The sequence below is a fragment of the Paenibacillus sp. PvP094 genome, from assembly GCF_040546835.1.
GTDB lineage: Bacteria > Bacillota > Bacilli > Paenibacillales > Paenibacillaceae > Paenibacillus > Paenibacillus illinoisensis.
The window spans coordinates 3,210,305-3,230,559 of record NZ_JBEPOM010000001.1; the positions used below are offsets into that span (position 1 = coordinate 3,210,305).

Annotated in this window: 19 protein-coding genes; 13 read left to right on the forward strand and 6 right to left on the reverse strand. The window is 49.4% G+C overall.

Annotated features, from left to right (window positions below):
- Positions 1-7: 7 nt before the first annotated feature.
- The 6 genes from ABIC22_RS14825 (at position 8) to ABIC22_RS14850 (ending at position 6,286) form a co-directional block, all read left to right on the forward strand.
- A complete protein-coding gene (locus ABIC22_RS14825) occupies positions 8-676 on the forward strand; it encodes a succinate dehydrogenase cytochrome b558 subunit (protein ID WP_127538947.1) in 669 nt (222 codons plus the stop codon).
- A gap of 41 nt (positions 677-717) precedes the next feature.
- Positions 718-2,460 carry a succinate dehydrogenase flavoprotein subunit gene (sdhA, locus tag ABIC22_RS14830; RefSeq protein ID WP_127538948.1) on the forward strand — a complete coding sequence of 581 codons (1,743 nt, stop codon included), beginning with the start codon at positions 718-720 and terminating at the stop codon, positions 2,458-2,460.
- A 364-nt stretch (positions 2,461-2,824) separates the two neighbouring features.
- Positions 2,825-3,589 (forward strand): succinate dehydrogenase iron-sulfur subunit, encoded by a 765-nt coding sequence (gene sdhB, locus ABIC22_RS14835; protein ID WP_127538949.1) that lies wholly within the window; start codon positions 2,825-2,827, stop codon positions 3,587-3,589.
- 177 nt (positions 3,590-3,766) lie between these two features.
- Positions 3,767-4,744 carry a metallophosphoesterase gene (locus ABIC22_RS14840; protein WP_354481744.1) on the forward strand — a complete coding sequence of 326 codons (978 nt, stop codon included), beginning with the start codon at positions 3,767-3,769 and terminating at the stop codon, positions 4,742-4,744.
- A 43-nt stretch (positions 4,745-4,787) separates the two neighbouring features.
- Positions 4,788-5,537 (forward strand): metallophosphoesterase family protein, encoded by a 750-nt coding sequence (locus ABIC22_RS14845; RefSeq protein WP_354481747.1) that lies wholly within the window; start codon positions 4,788-4,790, stop codon positions 5,535-5,537.
- A 137-nt stretch (positions 5,538-5,674) separates the two neighbouring features.
- On the forward strand, positions 5,675-6,286 hold the full coding sequence (locus ABIC22_RS14850) for a GNAT family N-acetyltransferase (RefSeq protein ID WP_354481749.1): 612 nt from the start codon (positions 5,675-5,677) through the stop codon (positions 6,284-6,286).
- A 273-nt stretch (positions 6,287-6,559) separates the two neighbouring features.
- Here ABIC22_RS14850 and ABIC22_RS14855 read toward each other — a convergent pair whose 3' ends face one another.
- Both ABIC22_RS14855 and ABIC22_RS14860 read right to left on the reverse strand, forming a co-directional pair.
- The gene (locus ABIC22_RS14855) at positions 6,560-7,369 is read right to left on the reverse strand and encodes a histidinol-phosphatase (RefSeq protein WP_354481752.1); all 810 of its coding nucleotides are present in this window, start codon (positions 7,367-7,369) and stop codon (positions 6,560-6,562) included.
- A 31-nt stretch (positions 7,370-7,400) separates the two neighbouring features.
- Entirely contained in the window at positions 7,401-8,303 is a 903-nt protein-coding gene (locus ABIC22_RS14860) for a LysR family transcriptional regulator (RefSeq protein WP_127538953.1), read from the reverse strand.
- 459 nt (positions 8,304-8,762) lie between these two features.
- Here ABIC22_RS14860 and ABIC22_RS14865 point away from each other — a divergent pair, with 459 nt between their 5' ends.
- The 5 genes from ABIC22_RS14865 (at position 8,763) to ABIC22_RS14885 (ending at position 13,635) form a co-directional block, all read left to right on the forward strand.
- Complete coding sequence (locus ABIC22_RS14865; protein WP_095292039.1) at positions 8,763-9,221, forward strand: chemotaxis protein CheX; 459 nt, start codon at positions 8,763-8,765, stop codon at positions 9,219-9,221.
- Positions 9,222-9,275: 54 nt separating this feature from the next.
- Positions 9,276-10,049: an SDR family NAD(P)-dependent oxidoreductase gene (locus tag ABIC22_RS14870; protein ID WP_095361304.1), complete on the forward strand. Its 774-nt coding sequence runs from the start codon at positions 9,276-9,278 to the stop codon at positions 10,047-10,049.
- Between the two features lie 212 nt (positions 10,050-10,261).
- Positions 10,262-11,635, forward strand: coding sequence for a DEAD/DEAH box helicase (locus ABIC22_RS14875; RefSeq protein WP_354481756.1), 1,374 nt, complete (start codon positions 10,262-10,264; stop codon positions 11,633-11,635).
- A 27-nt stretch (positions 11,636-11,662) separates the two neighbouring features.
- The gene (locus ABIC22_RS14880) at positions 11,663-12,415 is read left to right on the forward strand and encodes an ABC transporter ATP-binding protein (RefSeq protein WP_095292035.1); all 753 of its coding nucleotides are present in this window, start codon (positions 11,663-11,665) and stop codon (positions 12,413-12,415) included.
- Between the two features lie 2 nt (positions 12,416-12,417).
- Positions 12,418-13,635, forward strand: coding sequence for an ABC transporter permease (locus tag ABIC22_RS14885; protein ID WP_354481759.1), 1,218 nt, complete (start codon positions 12,418-12,420; stop codon positions 13,633-13,635).
- A 180-nt stretch (positions 13,636-13,815) separates the two neighbouring features.
- Here ABIC22_RS14885 and ABIC22_RS14890 read toward each other — a convergent pair whose 3' ends face one another.
- The 3 genes from ABIC22_RS14890 to ABIC22_RS14900 all read right to left on the reverse strand — a co-directional run bounded on the left by ABIC22_RS14890 (position 13,816) and on the right by ABIC22_RS14900 (position 16,334).
- The gene (locus tag ABIC22_RS14890; protein WP_164764282.1) at positions 13,816-13,953 is read right to left on the reverse strand and encodes a hypothetical protein; all 138 of its coding nucleotides are present in this window, start codon (positions 13,951-13,953) and stop codon (positions 13,816-13,818) included.
- Between the two features lie 287 nt (positions 13,954-14,240).
- Positions 14,241-15,539 (reverse strand): aminotransferase class I/II-fold pyridoxal phosphate-dependent enzyme, encoded by a 1,299-nt coding sequence (locus tag ABIC22_RS14895; RefSeq protein ID WP_127538956.1) that lies wholly within the window; start codon positions 15,537-15,539, stop codon positions 14,241-14,243.
- Positions 15,540-15,716: 177 nt separating this feature from the next.
- A complete protein-coding gene (locus ABIC22_RS14900; protein WP_127538957.1) occupies positions 15,717-16,334 on the reverse strand; it encodes a pyridoxamine 5'-phosphate oxidase family protein in 618 nt (205 codons plus the stop codon).
- A gap of 213 nt (positions 16,335-16,547) precedes the next feature.
- On the opposite strand from ABIC22_RS14900, the gene pdxR reads away from it, so the two are divergent.
- Positions 16,548-17,999 (forward strand): MocR-like pyridoxine biosynthesis transcription factor PdxR, encoded by a 1,452-nt coding sequence (gene pdxR / locus ABIC22_RS14905; RefSeq protein WP_354481763.1) that lies wholly within the window; start codon positions 16,548-16,550, stop codon positions 17,997-17,999.
- A 226-nt stretch (positions 18,000-18,225) separates the two neighbouring features.
- Positions 18,226-19,011 (forward strand): helix-turn-helix domain-containing protein, encoded by a 786-nt coding sequence (locus ABIC22_RS14910; protein WP_354481766.1) that lies wholly within the window; start codon positions 18,226-18,228, stop codon positions 19,009-19,011.
- A 373-nt stretch (positions 19,012-19,384) separates the two neighbouring features.
- Here the strand turns inward: ABIC22_RS14910 and asd are convergent, their stop codons facing one another.
- Positions 19,385-20,176: an archaetidylserine decarboxylase gene (asd, locus tag ABIC22_RS14915; protein ID WP_127538959.1), complete on the reverse strand. Its 792-nt coding sequence runs from the start codon at positions 20,174-20,176 to the stop codon at positions 19,385-19,387.
- Positions 20,177-20,255: the final 79 nt, after the last annotated feature.

Consider the following 20,255-nt stretch of genomic DNA (forward strand, 5'->3'; position numbering starts at 1 on the left):
ACATTTTATGAAAGGGTTTTACTCCAGAAAGCTGCACTCCTTGCTTGGCGTCATCCCGCTCAGTTTGTTTTTTCTTGAGCACCTGGTGACGAACTTCTCGGCAGTTGAAGGCGGCAAAGAAGGCTTTGACGGTGCTGTTGCCTTCCTGAACAGTCTGCCTCTCGTTATTGTTTTGGAAACGGTTCTCATCTGGTTGCCGTTGTTCTATCACGGTGTATACGGTCTGTACATTGCTTACCAGGCCAAGCCTAATGTCGGACGTTACGGCAATGAACGCAACTGGCGCTACACATTGCAGCGGATCAGTGGTGTCATTACGTTTGTTTTCGTAATCTGGCACGTTTGGGAGACTCGTGTACAGGTTGCATTGGGTAATGTAACGCATGAACAACTTGGCGGTGTCATTCATGACGTCGTGATGAACCCGGTAACGTTTATTTTATATCTGATCAGTGTGGTTGCAGCCTCCTACCACTTTGCTAACGGCTTATGGTCGTTCCTGGTTAGCTGGGGGATTACCGTTGGACCGCGTGCGCAGCGTGTATCTTCTTATGTGTGCATGAGTCTGTTCGGTATTGTGGCTATTATGTTTATCGCTTCGTTGTTTGCTTTCCGGAGCATTGATTTCCAAACGGCAACAACGATGCTTGATACGATTAAGACAGTTCTGATTTAAGCATTTGTGATAAATGCTGACTTATAAGGGAGTGAACAGCAATGGCATCATCTAATGTAATTATTGTGGGCGGAGGTCTCGCGGGGTTGATGGCGGCGATCAAATCGGCTGAGGCCGGAGTCCATGTTCATTTATTTTCATTGGTTCCCGTAAAAAGATCCCACTCCGTATGCGCACAGGGTGGCATTAACGGGGCAGTAAACACCAAGGGTGAGGGCGACTCCCCATGGGTTCACTTTGACGATACCGTGTATGGCGGCGACTTCCTTGCGAACCAGCCACCCGTTAAAGCGATGTGTGAAGCAGCACCTGGTATTATCCACCTGATGGACCGGATGGGCGTTATGTTCAACCGGACACCGGAAGGTTTGCTTGATTTCCGCCGTTTCGGGGGTACGAAGCATCACCGTACGGCATTTGCCGGAGCCACGACAGGACAACAATTGCTCTATGCATTGGATGAGCAGGTTCGTCGCTGGGAAGCCGCAGGTCTCGTTACCAAATATGAGAACTGGGAGTTCCTGCAGGCAGTTATTGATGACGAGGGGATCTGTCGCGGAATTGTGGCACAGGACCTGAAAACGATGAAAGTGCAGACGTTCCCTGCAGAAGCGGTTATTCTCGCAAGCGGCGGCCCTGGTATTATTTTCGGTAAAACAACGAACTCCGTTATCAATACAGGTACAGCAGCAAGTGCGGTGTACCAGCAAGGCGTGAACTACGCCAACGGGGAATTCATTCAGATTCACCCAACAGCCATTCCAGGAGATGACAAGCTTCGTCTGATGTCCGAATCGGCGCGTGGTGAAGGTGGCCGGATCTGGACGTACAAAGACGGTAAGCCATGGTACTTCCTTGAAGAGAAGTATCCTTCCTACGGTAACCTCGTTCCTCGCGATATTGCAACGCGTGAAATCTTCAGCGTTTGTGTGGATATGGGACTTGGAGTTAACGGTGAGAACATGGTCTACCTTGACCTGTCTCACAAGGATCCGAAGGAGCTGGATGTTAAACTCGGCGGTATCATTGAAATTTACGAGAAGTTCATGGGTGATGACCCACGTAAAATCCCGATGAAAATCTTCCCGGCAGTTCACTATTCCATGGGCGGCATGTGGGTGGACTACAATCAAATGACGAACATTCCGGGGCTGTTCGCCGCTGGTGAATGTGAATATCAATACCATGGCGCAAACCGTCTGGGTGCAAACTCGCTGGTATCGGCCATTTATGGTGGTATGGTAGCTGGCCCGAAAGCAGTTGAATATATCAAGGGACTCAAAAAATCGTCCGCTGATGTAAATTCTTCTGTATTTGACGGCTACACCAAACGTCAAACGGATAAATATGAAGGCATCCTAAAAATGCAGGGTAACGAAAATGCCTATGTCATTCATAAGGAGCTTGGCGAGTGGATGACGGCGAATATGACCGTTGTACGCTACAACGATAAACTGGAAGCCACTATCGGCAAAATCAAGGAATTGAAAGAGCGTTACGGCAAAATCAACATGTACGATACATCCGGTTGGAACAACCCGGGTGCAGCATTCACACGTCAGCTGTGGAACATGCTTGAACTTGCTGAAGCGATGACACTCGGCGCACTGCTGCGTAACGAAAGCCGCGGGGCACACTACAAACCGGAATTTACGGAGCGTAACGATGAGGAGTTCCTGAAAACGACCATCGCCAGCTGGTCGAAGGAAGGCCCGCAAATCTCGTACGAGCCTGTAGATGTATCCCTGATTCCACCACGGATCCGGGACTATTCGAAGGATTAAGTAAAGCCGGATAGATTTCAATTTATAAGTTTAAAGTTAAACGTCTATAAGGATAGCCCGAAAGATACTGAAGAAGCGAAGCATTCGCGAAGCTTCTGAGGTTAACAAGGCAATCCAGAATGAATTATTGCTACTTTCAGTAAAGAGACTCAGCAGCACGACGCAGCGGAGGAAGCGGAAATGACCTGAAGAAGCGAAGCGTCCGCCTTTGATACTCCATTTTATCCGATAAATTAGTCATTCAGTAAAATGGAGGAGCAACAGCGGTCGGAAGGACATTCCGCTGACGGAGCGTCTACCGTGCATACAACGTCTCTTTACGCATCAGCAATCAATCATCGTCACCAAAGGAGGGGACAACGATATGGCGGAACAAGCTACAGCGAACAAAACCGTCAAGTTTATCATCACCCGTCAGGACAGCCCGGAGTCGTCTTCGTACAACGAAGAATTTGAACTGCCGTACCGTCCCGGCATGAACGTTATTAGTGCCCTGATGGAGATTCAGCGGAACCCAGTTAACAAAGACGGCAAGTCCATTGCCCCTGTCTGCTGGGAATCGAACTGTCTCGAAGAAGTCTGTGGAGCATGCTCCATGGTAATCAACGGTAAGCCACGTCAAGCGTGTGCTGCCCTGATCGATAAGTTGGAACAGCCGGTTCGTATCGAACCGATGAAAACCTTCCCGGTTGTTCGTGACCTGGTCATTGACCGCACCCGGATGTTTAATGCCCTGAAACGGGTTAAAGCCTGGATTCCAATTGATGGTACCTACGACCTCGGTCCAGGTCCGCGGATGCCGGAGAAGAAGCGCCAATGGGCTTACGAGCTCTCCAAGTGCATGACATGTGGTGTCTGTCTGGAAGCTTGTCCTAACGTGAATGAAAAAACAGACTTTATCGGCCCGGCAGCACTTTCCCAAGTCCGCCTGTTCAATGCTCACCCAACAGGAGAGATGAACGCCGAGGATCGTTTGGAAGCCCTGATGGAAGATGGGGGAATTGAGGGCTGCGGTAACTCGCAGAACTGTGTGCGCTCTTGTCCAAAAGGCATCCCGCTGACAACGTCCATTGCGGAAATGAACAAACAAACAACCAAGCATATGTTCAAACGCTGGTTGGGCGTATAGTATCGTGAAAATCCCTTGCAGATGTGGAATCTGCAACATTAGGAGAAGTCGTGACCTTCGGCAGCTTGCTGCTGAAGGTCACGACTTCTTTTTCTACAATTGCGAAGGAACCGGGCTCGTCATGCAGAATATGGTATACTGTAGAGATGCATGTAGAGCGGAGAAGGAGGGGAAGACATGGCAGAGACACCGCGTAAGGGCAGCTCATGGCCACCGCCCCGGCGCTCAGACGCTGGATCCGAGCAAGGGTCCATTTTTCCCGGTGAGGAGAAGGATCACGATCCCTCCCGGCGCAGTTTCCTGTTACGGATGATTGTGATGACGGCAGGTGCAGCCTTGTTCACAGGGGGATATGCATGGCTCTGGGAGCCGCGCCGTCTGGAAGTGAAGCAAGTACCCTTGGAACTGCCAGGATTCCCTCAGTCATTCGAGGGGCTGCGTGTTGTACAGTTTAGCGATGCACATCTCGGCTTTCATACCGGTTTGAAGGAAATGGAGAAGCTGGCTGAGACCATACAGGAGCAAACGCCGGATCTGATCTGTTTTACCGGAGATATGGTGGAACGGGAAGCTGAACCGATGCGGGAGTGTATACCCGTGCTGGCATCCATGCAGGCCAAGTATGGCAAATTCGCCGTATTGGGGAATCATGATTATCGGGGCAGACAGCAGAAACAAGTGGAAGCGATGTTCAAGGAAGCCGGCTTCACGTTACTTCGCAACAGTCATGCTGTCATTAAACAAGGGAACGAGCAAATCGCGGTGACAGGTCTGGATGATGCTCTTACAAGCCAGCCGAATCCTTTGGAAGCAATCGAAGGTTTGGACAACGATACGTGGAAACTATTGCTGATGCACGAGCCGGATTATGCCGATATGGCGGAGCCGTTCGGATTTGGACTTCAGTTATCTGGTCATAGCCATGGCGGGCAGGTTCGTTTCCCTTGGATTGGAGCCGTTACCACGCCTCGAGGTTCACGCAAGTATATTCAGGGGTTATATTATGCAGGCAAGGCACGTATGCCTGTATATGTGAATCGCGGTTTTGGCATGACCCAGCTGCCGATTCGTTTTTTGTGCAGACCGGAATTGACTGTTTTTGAATTAAGGGGGAAAACGAACATAGCGTTTATACAAAATGAATTTAATTTTTGAGTTTTTCTAAGTCTTCAAAGTATTCGACGAGGAGGTTGGCCAGATGGAACGAATTGCGATTGTATCCGATATTCATGGCAACATGACAGCTTGGGAAGCTGTACTCAGAGATATCCGGAGTCGCGGGATTGAGCGTATCTTTTGTCTGGGCGACCTCGTGGGCAAAGGTCCGGATCCGGTGCAGGTAGTTGATTCAGTGAGAGAGACGTGTGAATACGTGATCCGGGGCAATTGGGATGAGCTGGTTGCGGTGAATCAGGATAATGAGAATTTTACTTGGCAGGCTGCACGATTGGGAGCAGAACGGCTTGCATACTTGAAGAGCCTTCCCTTCAGCCACCAATTTGAACTCAGTGGGCGCACCATTCGTTTGGTGCACGCCTCGCCTCAGAGTGTGTATCACCGGGTGCAGCCATGGGACGAAATGGAGAAAAGGATAGCCATGTTTGATGCTCCGGCAGATCATCCGGATCTTGGTGAAGCAGATATTGTGGGATATGGAGATGTGCATAACGCTTACTTGCAGCATTTTAATGGGAAAATGTTGTTTAATGCCGGAAGCGTAGGTAATCCTCTCGATATGACCCAAGCCTCTTACTGCATCCTTGAAGGAGAGAATGGCCGTGATCGAAACAAGGCCTTCAACCTTCAATTTGTCCGGGTTCCTTATGATATTGAGCGTGAAGTACTGGCTGCACAACAAGCCAATGTACCTTCATTGGACTTTTACATCCGGGAGATTCGTACGGGGATCTATCGGGGACTGCAGGAACAGAACTCGGCAGAGGAATAAATAATGGCAATGAATCGACATACTAACGTTTGAAAACCAATACGGAGTGTTATCCATCATTTTTACATGAGCCGGATCATCCCAGAGCTTGCTTGTCTTACCGGACCAGAACCCGATAGACAAAAGGAGCGATTGCCATGCTTACCCGAAAAATGCTGGGTCAAGGACTTCCTGTGTTATGGACAGACCGACTGCTGCTTCGATCTTTGCGTCAGAGTGATTTCAACACATTATCGGAACTGTTTTCCGATCCGCAAGTCATTCAATATGTGAATAGGGGAGGCCAACCAACGCCAATTCGTGCCCGGCGACTACTGAATCAGATCCGCAGCAGCAGTTCGAAGCTGGATTCGCTGCATTACGGCATCTGCTGGAAAGGCAGGGAGCAGATCATAGGCATCACGTCTTTTCAGCACTGGAATGAGCATAGCGGCACAGCCCAGATTGGCTATATTTTAAACAGATCCTGCTGGGGCATGGGCGTAGCAACCGAAGCGGTACAGCGACTGCTGCACTTTGGTTTTACGGAGCTGAACCTTCAAAAAGTGGAAGCGCGCTGCTACGAAGCCAATGTATCATCCGAACGGGTGCTTCGCAAAAGCGGGATGTCGTACGAACGCACTCTTCCTTCATTTGGATGGAGTCAAGAGGATGGTCAGACACAAGACACTCTGCTCGACGTCAAAGTCTATGCTTTATATCGGGAAGAGCATGTGCGATTACAAAAGGATAAAAGCCTGCAAACCTAGGTATCCAACAAACAAAAATAACATAGAATAAAATAGCAAAATCAGTTGAATCGAACTTCAATCATTTGTTACACAATTGAAATATAGCTGCAATTGAACTCTAACAGACAGCGGGTAAACTTATCTCATGACCCCCTTTTTGATAAATAGATATGCTGTTGGGACCCGCCGCGAGCGGGTTCATTTTTTTTGACCAAAAGAAAAACCCTACGATAGGGATCGTCCCTTAGACCGTAGGGTTTCAAGCTTGTTATTCTGTTGTCGTTACAGTCGTTACAAAGGAACAATCTGCATCTGTTTCTGTTTAAAATAAACCCATTCCGTAAAGCCGATCTCTTTCAGGCGAGTCTGAACATCTTCCAACTCGTCTGCTACGCGAGAAGGCTTGTGCGCATCGGATCCGAAGGTGACTTTTACGCCGTAATGATTCGCTCTCTCCAAAATGGCATCAGAGGGATACCAGCCGCCGCTTAGCTTCGTTTTGCCGGAGGTGTTGATCTCAATCGCCACACCCGCCTCCGCAATAACCTGCAAGGTTTCATCAATGGCATGATCAGCCACAATCTCGGAGAATGCAGGGTAATTGCCTTTCATGGCATCAATATGTCCAAGGATCTGGAACATGCCACTCCGGGCAGACTGTGAAATCAATGAATAGTAGCGTTCCTTCACTTCGATTTTCCGTGCTTCACTGAGTCCCTTCCACCGGGTTTTATTGAAAATGCTGACATCCTCCGTGTGGTGAACCGAACCAATAATATAGTCAAAAGGATGCTGTCCCAGCGTACTGCGATACAACTCGGCATGGAGAGGGAAATAATCGGATTCGATGCCAAGCAGCACGTCAATTTTCCCTGCATATTCCTCTTTCAGTGCAAGCACCTCTTCCACATAATGGCGCAATTCGGACTTGGCCATCGCAATGCGGGGGAATGCTTGCTCTTCCTTACTGGCGAAATAGGGCGTGTGATCGGAGATTCCAATGGCTTGAAGACCAGCCTGAATGCCAGCTTCGATGTATTCCCGAATGTTGCCATCCGCATGCCCACAGCGGAAATGATGCGTATGAAGATCGAATTTCATGAATGATCCTTCCTTTCTCCTGCCTTGTTTGTCATTCCGAACTGATAAATTGGGTTTCCGGCATGCCTTTCAGGTCACTCAGGAATTGATGCATGGCCGAATTCAGATAACGACTGGATTTGTAAATGACGCCTACAGGATGACTAACCTCAAGCTCACTTAGCGGAATCATCCGAAGTGTACCCTGACGCAGTTCATGTGCGACGGATTGCTTGGATATCACGGCCGCTCCAAGGTTGATCTCGACCATCCGTTTGACTTCCTCACTGCTCGACAATTCCATCACAATATTGGGCTCAATACCATGTTTTTTGAAAATGCCCTCCGTAAACCGTCTGCCGACCGTATCTGGCGACAGCATAATCAGAGGGGTGCTGCGCAGCACATCCACCGCGGCATGCTTCTGCTTCGCAAGGGGATGAGCAGGAGACACAACAAGTTCGAACGTGTCGTAATACAGAACAGAGGTGTTCAGATTGGGATTGCGCTCGGTGAGATAACCGATACCAACGTCAATCAACCCATTTTCGACCTGCGTATAGATCTGTGAGGAAGGCAGGGACTGAATACTGGTTTTGATCAATGGGAACTGATCCTGGAAGTAGGATAGCACCCGGGGGAGAATCTGAATCGCAATGGAGGTTGTTGTGCCCAGTACGATATGGCCTTGAGGCGTTTCATCGAGATCGGACAGCTTCTGCTTCAGTTCGTCTACAATATCTAGCATGCGCTCGGCATGCTCCAAAAACACTTGTCCGCGATCGGTTAAAGTAACAGGTTGGTTGCGATCTACAAGAACGGTGTTGAATTCATCCTCCAGACTTTTAATCTGGGCCGAGACGGCAGGCTGGGTTAGGTTCAGAAGTTCTCCCGCTTTGCGGAAACTCATCGTTTTTGAGATCGTAATCAGCGTCTCCAGTTGGCTGATATTCATGTATGGCCTCCTTGCGGGTAAGATGTCGTGTCATGGAGTGTTCCTGTGAGGAATGGAATCCCGTAACTTTTTTTGGGTTTGTTATCTTAAATTATAGGTGATTCGAGACGGCAGGGCAATGAAGGAGACACGTGGAGTTTAAGAAGAATACATGAGCGTCAATTAAACTTAATATCAAGAATTTTAAAAAAATTACATTTGTTAAAACACAGTAAAAAAGTCCTAAATCTTAATGCGCATCGAATTGAATCAAAAGTCTTCCTACAAAAGGGGTGCAGAGTTCTGTTATTTCGTCAAAAACAGCTATAAACTATTGCCCCGCGCATGACGATAAATTATAGTACACATGACTTACCGAATTCATAGTGAATTCTTGTACGTGATAAAGTATAATAAAATTATTGAATATGGGACTTTTGGTATGTGACCAATAACCCAGTGTAAGGGGGACATTAGACAGTGAAAGCGGAAGTAATTAATCCTTTCCTGGAATCCGCACGCAACGTATTCGAACAACTCATCCAGGTTTCGCCTTCCACCGGGAGTCTTGGCGTGAAGAACGTAGAGTACATAGCAGACCATGTTTGGATCGTGATCGGAATGACCGGCCAGCTGAGCGGAAACATTGTTTTCGGAATTCAGGAACAAGTTGCACTGCGAATTGTCTCCGCCATGATGGGCGGTTTTGTAATTACCGAAATGGATGAAATGAGTAAAAGCGCCATCTCGGAACTGGGCAACATGATTAGCGGCAATGCGAGCACGATTCTGTCCAATCAGGGTGTCGTAGTGGACATCACGCCTCCGCAAGTGTTGAAGTCCGAACATTTGACTGAATTTAATGCAACGAAGGCATTGAGCATTCCACTGCTGATGGACGGCATTGGCGAGATGGATATTCAGGTCATGATCTCGTAGAATAGAACCATAGCCTGAACAGGCAAATGTGTTCAATACGGGAGGACTTCGGGTATGCTGAAAGATCAGGTAGTATTCATCACAGGTGCGTCGAGCGGAATTGGTGCGCTCTGTGCACAGATGTTGATTGAAGAAGGAGCTATTCCCATTCTTGCTGCCCGATCTCGGGACAAGCTTGAACAGATTGGTGCTTCATTAAAAGGGCCGCATGAGCTGCTTACGCTGGATGTAACCAATGATGAGCAAGTACAGACAGCGTTTAACATGATGCTAGAGAAGTATGGACGAATCGATATTTTGCTGAACAATGCAGGTTACGGAAAGTTTGCCGCAATGACGGAAATGACGGTGCAGGAATTCGAAGATATGATGGACGTCAATTACATGGGAATTGTTCGATGTACGAAGGCAGTGCTGCCGCACATGCTGGAGCGTGGCAAGGGACAGATCGTGAATGTGGCCTCCATGGCTGGCAAAATTGGAACTGCAAAATCGGCATCCTATACAGCAACCAAACATGCCGTACTTGGATTCAGCAATGCTTTGCGTCAGGAGCTGCGTAAGACCGGAGTGACAGTTACGACCATTAATCCGGGTCCCATTGATACGCCGTTTTTTCATCGTGCAGATCCATCCGGTAATTACGTTAACAACGTGCGCTGGATGATGCTCAAACCGGAAGAGGTTGCAGGGCATATGATCCGGGCGATGAAGAAACGCAAGGAAGAAGTGAATCTGCCAAGACTCGCTTCGGCTGGCATATGGCTGTATCAGCTGTTTCCTCGACTCGCTGACCGGCTGTCGCATGGGGTCATGAACCAGAAGTAGAAATGCAGCAACCTGAGCATCATATAGGGAATAAGAGAAAAGCTCCGCCGAGGGGCTTTTCTTTTTTTGCGCCCAAGCGGAGTGTTACCGAATAAGATTTGGTCCACAGCCTTTTTTCGCATATAATGAAAGATAATGTGATGACAGGCTTATGCTCCAGAAGTACAAGCAGGAAGTAGCATCGTAAGAATAAAATTAAAGGATGGACATACATGACGAATGAAACATTTGCTTCAATAGGCGTGGCACAGGATCTGGAGGCGATACTCGCGTCGCACGGGATTAACGAACCTTCTCCGGTACAGGCCCAGACCATACCCGTTATTTTGGAAGGCCGCGATGTGGTTGCGAAATCCCAGACGGGTACAGGCAAAACGCTTGCTTATCTTCTGCCATTGCTGCAATCCATCAAAAGTGATGTCAAAGGTACACAAAAGCTTATTATAGCGCCTACCCAAGAACTGGCAATGCAGATCGTGCGCGAAGCACAGCGATATGGAGAGGGACGCAGCATCGGCGTACTTGGCCTCATTGGGGGCGCTGCTGTCAAACGCCAGATCGAGAAATTGCGTGAGCATCCCGAACTGGTTGTCGGCACGCCGGGACGACTGAAAGAACTGATCACGCTGAAAAAGCTGAAAATGCACAACGTTTCCACGATTGTCATTGATGAGGCTGACCAGGTATTCCAGCTCGGTGGCGTGAGTGATGTGGAGTTTGTGCTTCGAAGTGCACTGCGGGACCGTCAGCTGATTTTCCTGTCTGCGACCATTGATGAGCACACTGCTGGACTTGCCAAGCGTGAGATGAAGGAACCTGTCCAGATCGGAATTGAACCGGACCGGGCAACTGCTGCGGGACTGGAGCATTATTATTTTGTGGAAGAGACCCGTAATAAAATCGATATGCTGCGTCGTCTGGTTAGGCAGTATAACCCTGATCGTGCCATTGTGTTTGTGAACGCTACAGAAGACATCGGCGAGGTAGAGGCCAAAATGAATCATCTGGGACTTTCCGCAGCCGCATTGTATGGTGATGCGGACAAGGTCACCCGGAGCAACGTCCTTTCTGCGTTTCGCAATGGGAAAATCAAACTGCTGATTGCCAGCGAAGTCGCGGCCAGAGGGTTGGATATTGAAGGTTTGCCAATGGTCATCAACTATGACCCTGCTTTTGACTCGGAGCACTATGTTCACCGTGCGGGACGCACAGGACGAATGGGACGTAGCGGAATTGTGCTGTCCATCGTGGATGAAACGCAAATCTTCATCATGCGCAAATTCGCGCGTGAACTTGGCATTGAATTGCCGGAACGCGTTTTGTTCGGCGGCAAAGTACTTGAAGCTGATTCGCGTCCAGACACCCGGCCTGAAGGGCATTCTTTCTCGAGAAAACCGGGACCGTCCCGAGACCGCAAGCCAGGCCAAGCAGGCCGTAACGGCGGAGCAAGAGCTGCTGTGTCGAATCAGCGTACAGCAGACAGCAAGCCTGCTCGCAATGCTGGAAGAACAGAGCGGGATCAGGATCGTAAAAATAAGGGTGCACCCAAATGGAGCAAGGGAAACACACCGCGTTCCGAAGAATAAAACCTGACGAAAGAGGTGCAGGGATTGATGGATAACGGACAAACGCCCGTACTTAAAATCAGCGGGTTAAGCGGAGGATACAGTGCCAAACGGCCGGTTCTCCACGGTATCGATCTCGAAGTTGGACGCGGAGAGATGGTCGGACTGATCGGATTAAACGGTGCCGGAAAAAGTACCACAATGAAACATATTTTAGGCTTGATGACTCCCCAGCAAGGGGAGGTTCGGGTCATGGGCAAGAAGAGGGACGAGGACGCGCAGATCTATCAATCGGCGATGGCATTTGTACCGGAGTCCCCCGAATTGTATGACGAGATGACCGTAATGGAGCATCTGGAGTTCACAGCCAGAGCATATGGCGTATCCGAAGCGGATTTCAAACACCGTACGGAGAAATTGCTGGACCTGTTCCGCATGAGGGAGAAAAGCACAAGCCTGTCGACCCATCTGTCCAAAGGAATGCGGCAGAAGGTGATGATCATGTGTGCTTTTGTTGCAGGGCCCCCGCTCTACATTATTGATGAACCGTTCCTTGGGCTCGACCCGCTCGGAATTCGTTCTTTGCTGGATTTCATGTTGGAAATGAAGGCATCCGGATCATCCATTTTGTTGAGTTCGCACATTCTGTCCACGATTGAAAACTACTGCGATCGCTTTGTTGTATTGCATCGGGGTCAGGTTATCGCTCATGGAACATTGAATGAGCTGCGCACCCAGTTCGGAGATTCGGATGCGGCGCTGGAGCACATGTTCTATTCTCTTGTGCAGGGCAGGGATTAGGCATGGACCTCAAGCTGTTATGGAAGCAAAGACGCACGGGATTCTGGAACGGAATTCTTCCTTATCTGGGCTATGTCATACAGAGTGGCGTGGCCATGGTCTTTCTCTTTCTCGTCATTGCATTCTCTGCCTGGTATACCTCGTTTGTACAAAACATTCCTGCTGGATTTCCAATTCGCTGGATTGCATTGCTGCTGCTGGCACCGCTAGTCCTGTTCAGCAGTTATCGTACATATCTGCATCCTGCCGATATCGTATTTCTGAGACCTCAGGAGTACCGGATGCAGGAGTACCTGAAGAACAGTTTTGCCCGGGGAATCATCTACAAAAGTCTGGGCATGCTGCTCGTATTTGTTACGCTGTGGCCTCTCTATGTTAGGGCGGACCAGGATGCAAGGCCATTTGGCTGGTTTATCGTGCTTTTGCTCCTCTGGAAGGGACTGGCTAGTTACGGCGCCTGGCAGGAGCTGCGGATGGTTCAGACCGGGGCGGCCAGAGGCTATCGTTTGCTGCGCTGGGCACTGTCTATACTTGCCATTGCCGCATGGTTGTGGCAGCCTCCACTGCGTAGTGTCTGGTTCCTGTTGCTGCTGGCGGCCCTCTATGTGGTCGCACTGCGAATTCCGGTGAAGCACCGGATAGCATGGGAACGTCTGATTCAGGTGGAGCAGGGCCAGGCCGGTCGGGTCATGCAGACACTGGGCTGGTTCGTGGATGTACCATCATCCGGCCAGAAAGTAAGTGCTCGCCGCTGGCTCAGTAAGTGGGGAAGCAGACTACCCTGGAATGCAGGGAAAGCCTATCGCTATCTCATTACCAAAACATTCATTCGAACCGAAGTGTTCACCATTGTGTTGCGATTGATCGTACTGGGCATGCTGCTCAGCTGGTGGACAGCGGGAAGTTACTTTGGCGTAGGGGTATATCTGTTCTTCCTTCTGCTGGTTGGTGTTCAGCTTGGTGCATTACGCCGCAGTCATGGTGAATCCTTCTGGATCATGATCTATCCCATCTCTGCAGAGAGCCGCCGTTCCCAGGTGCTCGGATTCATCTTCAATCTGCATGCTATTGCTGCTCTATTGATGTGGCTTCCGATGTGGGCTGCCGGAATAAGTGGATTTAGTGTTACGGGAATAGCGCTGGTTCTCGGCGCGCTGGTGATCTACCTCATGAGGCGTTCGCAGGGCAACAAATGGTTGAAGGAAGAAGAAGACGAATGAAACTTGACCTTGTTGATGCAGACCTGGACTGGTGAAGGTAAACTACAGCAACGAGGGTACTGTGATATAAACAAACAATATCGAAAAAAGACGGTTATATTGAGGCTGAGTCCCCAAATAACCGTCTTTTTTTGTTGCGGTCAGATCACGTGGCGCTGCCGCTTGACCAGAGCGATTGAACTAGCAGAGGAACGATTTTGTGATGATAACGAGCAAGATGAACAGAACAAGAATCGCACCTGTATTTGTAAATCCTCCGAAACCGCCGCATCCATAACCGTATCCATAACCGCCTCTTGTTTCTTCAACTCCAGACATGGGTCATTCCCCTTTCGAGTGGTGTTTGGCACGCCCTTGCGTACAACGTATACTATGTGCCTTGGGTTTTTGCTGATTGGGCCACTGCCCGGAATCATTTAGAAATAAATATATTTCAGGTGAAGCACAGCTTCTGCTGATGAAAATAAAACATGCCAAACAGCCCTCTCTGGAGACGTAGTGTGCACATCACCGTATAGAGGGCTGTTTATATTGCAGGACATGCCCAGAAGCCTGGGAACGTCCTGAGTTATTCATTTTTACAAGAGCGAAGCCGCTGCTTGGAATCAGTTGTTCTTCAGATCCGTAATTCCACGGTAGATGGTATCAAACAGATCTTCCAATCCGGACTCTTCAATACAGGAGAAGGCAATGCGCAGATCAGCTTCACCCAGTGCAATGGTACCTACACCGTACTTGTGCAGCAAGTGGGAACGAAGTGTTTCGGCATCAACGTCTTTTAGCTTCAGACACATGAAGTAACCGGAGTTGAATGGATAATAATCCCAGACCTCGCCGTATTTGCCGCTGTCGAGAATGGCTTTCACCTTGTTCGCACGGCCTTTCATGATCTCAAACTTCTCCTGTTTCTGTGCTTCAAACTCCGGCGCTTTTAGTGCATCCAGGACAAAGGTCTGTGAAGGATGCGGACCACTGGAGATGGTTGCCCGGATAATGCCAAGCGTTTTTTGCTCCAGCGCATGCAGAACCGCAGCATTTTCATGTCCATAAGTGATGAAGCCAACGCGGAAGCCCCATACGAACTCTTCCTTCGTTGCACCATCCACTTTGACAGTGAGCACGCGTGGATGAATGTTAGCCAATTTGCCAAACAACGATTCGTGAATGGAATCCTCGAAGAACAGACCAAAGTAGGCATCGTCTGTCACGGCAATCACATCTACGCCTGCTTCCGCAGCCTGACGGATGGTGTCCACAATCGCATCGGCTTCTTGGCCTCCAGGTGTGTAGCCTGTTGGATTGTTCGGGAAGTTGAGCAGCACGATGGCTTTGCCTTTGCCCTTCTGTGCAAGCAGTGCTTCAAGCAGTCCCTGACTGTTAAAGTTCAATTGGTCATCGAACAGGGGATAATGAACCAGCTGGCCATGACGACGAATTCCGAAAGTCAGCTCGTAATTTTCCCAGTTTTTATCCGGATATATAACAGCGTCTCCTTCTTCAACGAAGAGATCGGCTACAATACTAAGTCCGTGAGTCAATGCATTGGTAACAATAGGGTTGCCAAATGTTTTGCCTTCAAGTGAAGGGGTCTCCTTCAGCATTTTGTCTCTCCATACCGTCCGCAGTTCAGGCTTACCCGCAGGCGGAGCGTAAGGATAGAGGTCCTTCGGTTGGAATGCAGACAGCTTCTCCTGAATAACCGGAAGATGCATCGGCACACCGCCCTCCAGAGCAATACCAATCGTAGCATTATAGGTCTTGGCCAGGCTTGCTGCTTCAGCAGACTGACTCAGGATACCTTCTTTTGGGAAATAGATCTCTTTGCCGAGCTGCGACAGCATGGAGTAGACGTGACTGCTGCCTGCCTGAATACTTTCGTTCAACTGTTCAGCCAGTGGATTCATTCTTTTCATCCTTCCAAGTCTTTGGGATTCAACTGCCTAACATTATATCACCTTGACATCCCCCCGTCACGGAAATTACGCAATATGACAGTTATATCACTTCACCGCGTTGTTGCAGGAGGTCGGAAGGCGGAATTTAGGCACGTTGTTCCCTATGGTGTAGCAAGAAAATACCGTTTATTGCTGGTGAAAAGGACAATATTTCCGCATCATTTCGGCTGTTTCTGTATCTCTTCCCTCATTGCGCAGTTCCAGCTGCCCGCTGATATGCTCGAATCGCTCGGTGGAGAGATTCTGACCAAATTTGAACTTGGCAGTGATGTGCTCCGGTACAATCCGAACCACAGCAACAGCTTTGAGATTACCCTTATACCGGGAATCGGCAGCATCAATGGGAACATATCCACCCTGCGGCTGAAGCTTCTCCATGAAGCGCTGCAGCACCTTGCCCTTGATTTCCAGATCCTGAACAGGCTCTGCCTGACCGGATGCCATGACACTTTTGAAAAAGGAGGTTGCGGGACAAGCCAGTTCGGGATCGCTGAAATAGGAGGGGATCAGTGAAAACTCTTCAGCCACCGTAAAGCTGACCGAGGAATCATGCTTGATTTGTTTCATTTTCTCCCCGGCAAGACTGCCATGGAAGTAGAAGCATCCGTCCATATAGACGAAATTGAGTGGTGTAACCCGTGGTTGTCCATCCGGACTGACAGTTCCCAGAAATCCGAAGGAGCACTGATCCAGAAATGCTGTAATTTCTTTCTCTTCATTCACTGTAAATTCTTTGCGTCTCATATGGTTTTCCCCCTTGGTTGTGATTCATCTGAACTTGAATGGCAATTGAAATGTTGCTCTAACGATAAAACATGCATTGACATAAAAATAGATCCAATTTACATTCATTTTTATAGGCCAATTACTGAGGTGAAAGTTGGAGACTACAATGAACTTGGAGTAAGAAGCACCGCCATATGGTTTGAAAATATGAAAGAAAGGGGAGCGAGAGTCATGGAACTGTGGCTGCCCTTGGATTCCTATGAGCATCAGCATCGTTATAAATACACGGCACTGTATCATGCCTTGCGCGACGCCATTCATGCGGGAACACTCGTGGAAGGGGCACGTCTTCCTTCCACGCGAGAACTCGCGAGCCAGTTTGACATGTCACGCGGTTCTGTGGCACAGGTATACGACATGCTGCTCGCGGATGGTTACGTAGAAGCACATCGGGGCAGAGGTACGTTCGTTAAAGGCACATTTAGGACAGAGGCACAAGGGGAACAGGAAGCAGTCATTCAGCTCTCCCCATGGGGAGAACGCGTAAGCAGACTGGATACCCAAAAAGGAACGGAATCTGTCTCTGGTCAGGATCGGCATATCATCGATTTTCATGTCCATCGCATGCCGGCAGGCCACTTCCCCACATCGGAATGGAAAAGCGCACTCGCCGCCGTACACCGAAGCGATTGGCGGGAGCAAAGCGGTGCAGCAGGAGACCCTGAACTGCGTGAGGCCATCGCTTCACATCTGAGATGGACACGGGGGATTCAGGCGGATGCATCCCAGATTGTACTGTTCAGTGGTTCGATGCAAGGTATTACATTGCTGGCACAGCTGCTGATCCCGGAAGGGGCGCAGGTCATATTGGAAAATCCGGGGTACCAGGGAATCGCACATGCGGTGAACGCGTGTGGGGGCAGAGCTGTACCCGCAGCTGTTGATTCGCAGGGCATCATCCCTGAAGATTGGAACGCCCAGACGCTGTTCGTTACCCCAACCCGGCAGTTCCCGACCGGGGCGGTGTTAGGACTGGATAGACGAAAAACGCTGCTAGCCTGGGCCTCCAAGCGCAACGCCGTCATCATTGAAGATGACTACGACAGTGAATTTCGCTGGGGAGGCAGACCGATTGAACCGCTTAAAGTATTGGATCGCGAGCAGCGGGTGATCTATGTCGGATCATTCTCACAGACAATGATTGCTTCCTTCCGGCTGGGCTATGCGGTCCTGCCTTCAAGTCTGGTGCAGCCACTCCTTGCAGCGAAAGCCCTATATGAGCCAGTACCCCCTGCGTTATTGGAACAGCGAGCCTTGGCCAAATTCATGAGCAGGGGCGGATATCTGCGGCATTTGAGACGGTTAACCCGGCTATACGGGGAACGGCATGCTTTTTTTGTCCAGGAGATGGTACATCAGTTACCAGAGGCTTTCACCATGCAGCCAGGAGATGCAGGACTTCACATCTACGCGACCTGGAATGGCAGTCCGGACAGCTTTCTGAAATTCAAAACGATAGCGAAGGAAGAAGGCGTGATATTTCGGGATGCCGAGCGTTATCAGCTGATCCCCGGTCCTCCTGCTGTTTGTTTTGGCTTTGCGCATCTGGAGAAAGAGGAGATCACGGAAGGTATCAGAAGACTGCGGCTGGCATGGGAGAAGAGTACATTTTCGTTTCACTGAAATTCGCTGTATAATGGATGAAGACATTTCGCTCCGGGAGGAGCAGAAATCACATACAAGCACTTTGCATCAGATTCCAGGAAGCGTACTGAGTTTAGGGACAGGCTGAACCGAAAGGATTGTGTTCTAATTCTAAGGCCTGTTAACCGTAAGCGATCTATAAGCGATTGGAACTCAATGATGATGCAATATGCGGAGAGATTAACTTTCAAGGGGGAGTGGCGACATGCTGCAGGCATCGCCGTCATCTTTTGTTATTTTGCCCGCCGTCGCCAAAATTGTCTGCGAACCGGGATGGAAGTGGCAGAAGCGGGAAAAACCGATGCAGAACTATGACTTATTTTATGTATGGAGTGGGGAAGGGACCGTTGTGCTAAATGACCGGTCGTATGAGGTCGGCAAAGGCAGCTGTTTCCTATTTAGACCAGGCGATCATCCTACTGCAACACATAATAAGCAAAAACCGTTGGTACTTACGTATATTCATTTTGATGTAGATATACCTGTGAATGATGTGCCTCAGTCTTATCGTGAGGTACAGGAAACCGTGGAATTCGAACATTTGCTGGCCCGGTATGTAAGACTGTTCTTATCCGATGTATATGGGCGGGACGAGGAGAGTCAGCTTATTTTGAAACAGCTGATGATTCATTTGCTGCGTGCGGATACGGAATCACCTGTGGAGAAAAGGGTCAGCAATCAATTGTCGGATGTCATTCAGGAAGTGGCGAATTATGTACGCCAGCATCCGGGGATTACCCACCGGGTGGAGGATCTGGCTGCACGTGCGGGCTTGTCGCCCCGATACTTCTCTATCAAATTCAAGGAATTAATCGGCTCTTCTGTTCAGTCGTATATCATTCGCATGCGCATTGAGCGCGCAGAACATTTGCTGGTGCATACGGGCATGAATGTAACCGAGGTCGCCGATGCCCTCGGGTATCGGGATATCTTTTTCTTCAGTCGTCAGTTCAAGCAATACACCGGCAAAAGTCCTTCCGAGATTCGTTAGGTACGACGCCTGAGATCAGGGTAACGTTTCAAGTCTGGAGGCTAGGGGTAAGTAAGTAGCATTCCAGACGAAACGAAAGGGGGAACTTGTGATGAACGGAAAACGGCGGATCCGCAACCGGGGATGCTCTATGAAGGGATGCAATATTTTCCGGAACCGTCTGCGTCGCTTCAAACCGGCGGAGGAACTGCAGGACGTGTGGTTTTGAAGAAAAGTCAGAGGGCCTATACATACGGAGCGATGTTTCGTATTGAATGTATATAAGGAATCTCCAGTGACTACCGTGGAGCGATCATGTTTCAATCCTAAAGAGGATGGCGCAAGCACCTGCAATCAGGTCTTGCGCCATCCTCTTTATTTGGTCCTGGAGTATTCAGCGATTTGGCTTCAGGCGGCCAAGCAGTGTACCCATTTTGACGGAATCACCCGGCTGGAGACTGGGCTCAGGTTCAAATGTGCCGCTCTGCGTCAGCAGTACCACAGTGGAACCGAATTCAAAATAAGCCAGGTCATCCCCTTGTGCCCAACTACTTGCAGCCGTATCCGCGTACTGAATGCTGCTTACGTTCATGGCGCCGACTTTGACGACAGCGACTTCTCCATAAGCGTGACCGATATACGTAATCAGACGTTCGTTTCGACTTAGCACCGACTTCATATGAGTCAGACCAAAATCATTTACAGGGTAAACCTTCCCCTTGATATGCTCACTTTCGATTCTGTGCCCGCTAACGGGTGAATGAATCCGGTGGTAGTCACGAGGGCTGAGGTACAGGACGAATGCATAACCGTGCTTGTACTTCTCCAGATGTGGAGAGTGGTTTAATAATTCAGCAAGTGTATAATTTTGTCCCTTAACATTCAGGAGTGTGCCTGCAGATACCGGCCCTGCTGCCGTGATTTTGGCATCGACGGGGCTGATGAGTGCATGTTCCGAAAGATCGAGCGGGCGCATGCCCGGCTTTAATTTGCGGGTGAAGAAATCATTCAGTGAACGATATTCCTTCCAGTCTTTCTCGGCTTCCTGAACAGGGATGTTGTAGGTCCGGACAAAATAAGGGATAAATGCCTTGCTTCCCCTGCTCTTGGAGAAGGCTCCCACGGTCCGGGAGATCCACTTGCGAGAAGAAAGCTCGGTCATTAACCGCAACAGCGTTTTTGCCATGAATATCCCCCTTAGGGTTAGTGCGAACTTCAAGGCCGGCAGGACCGGCCGTTCTGCATAATATTGACACAGAATGCCA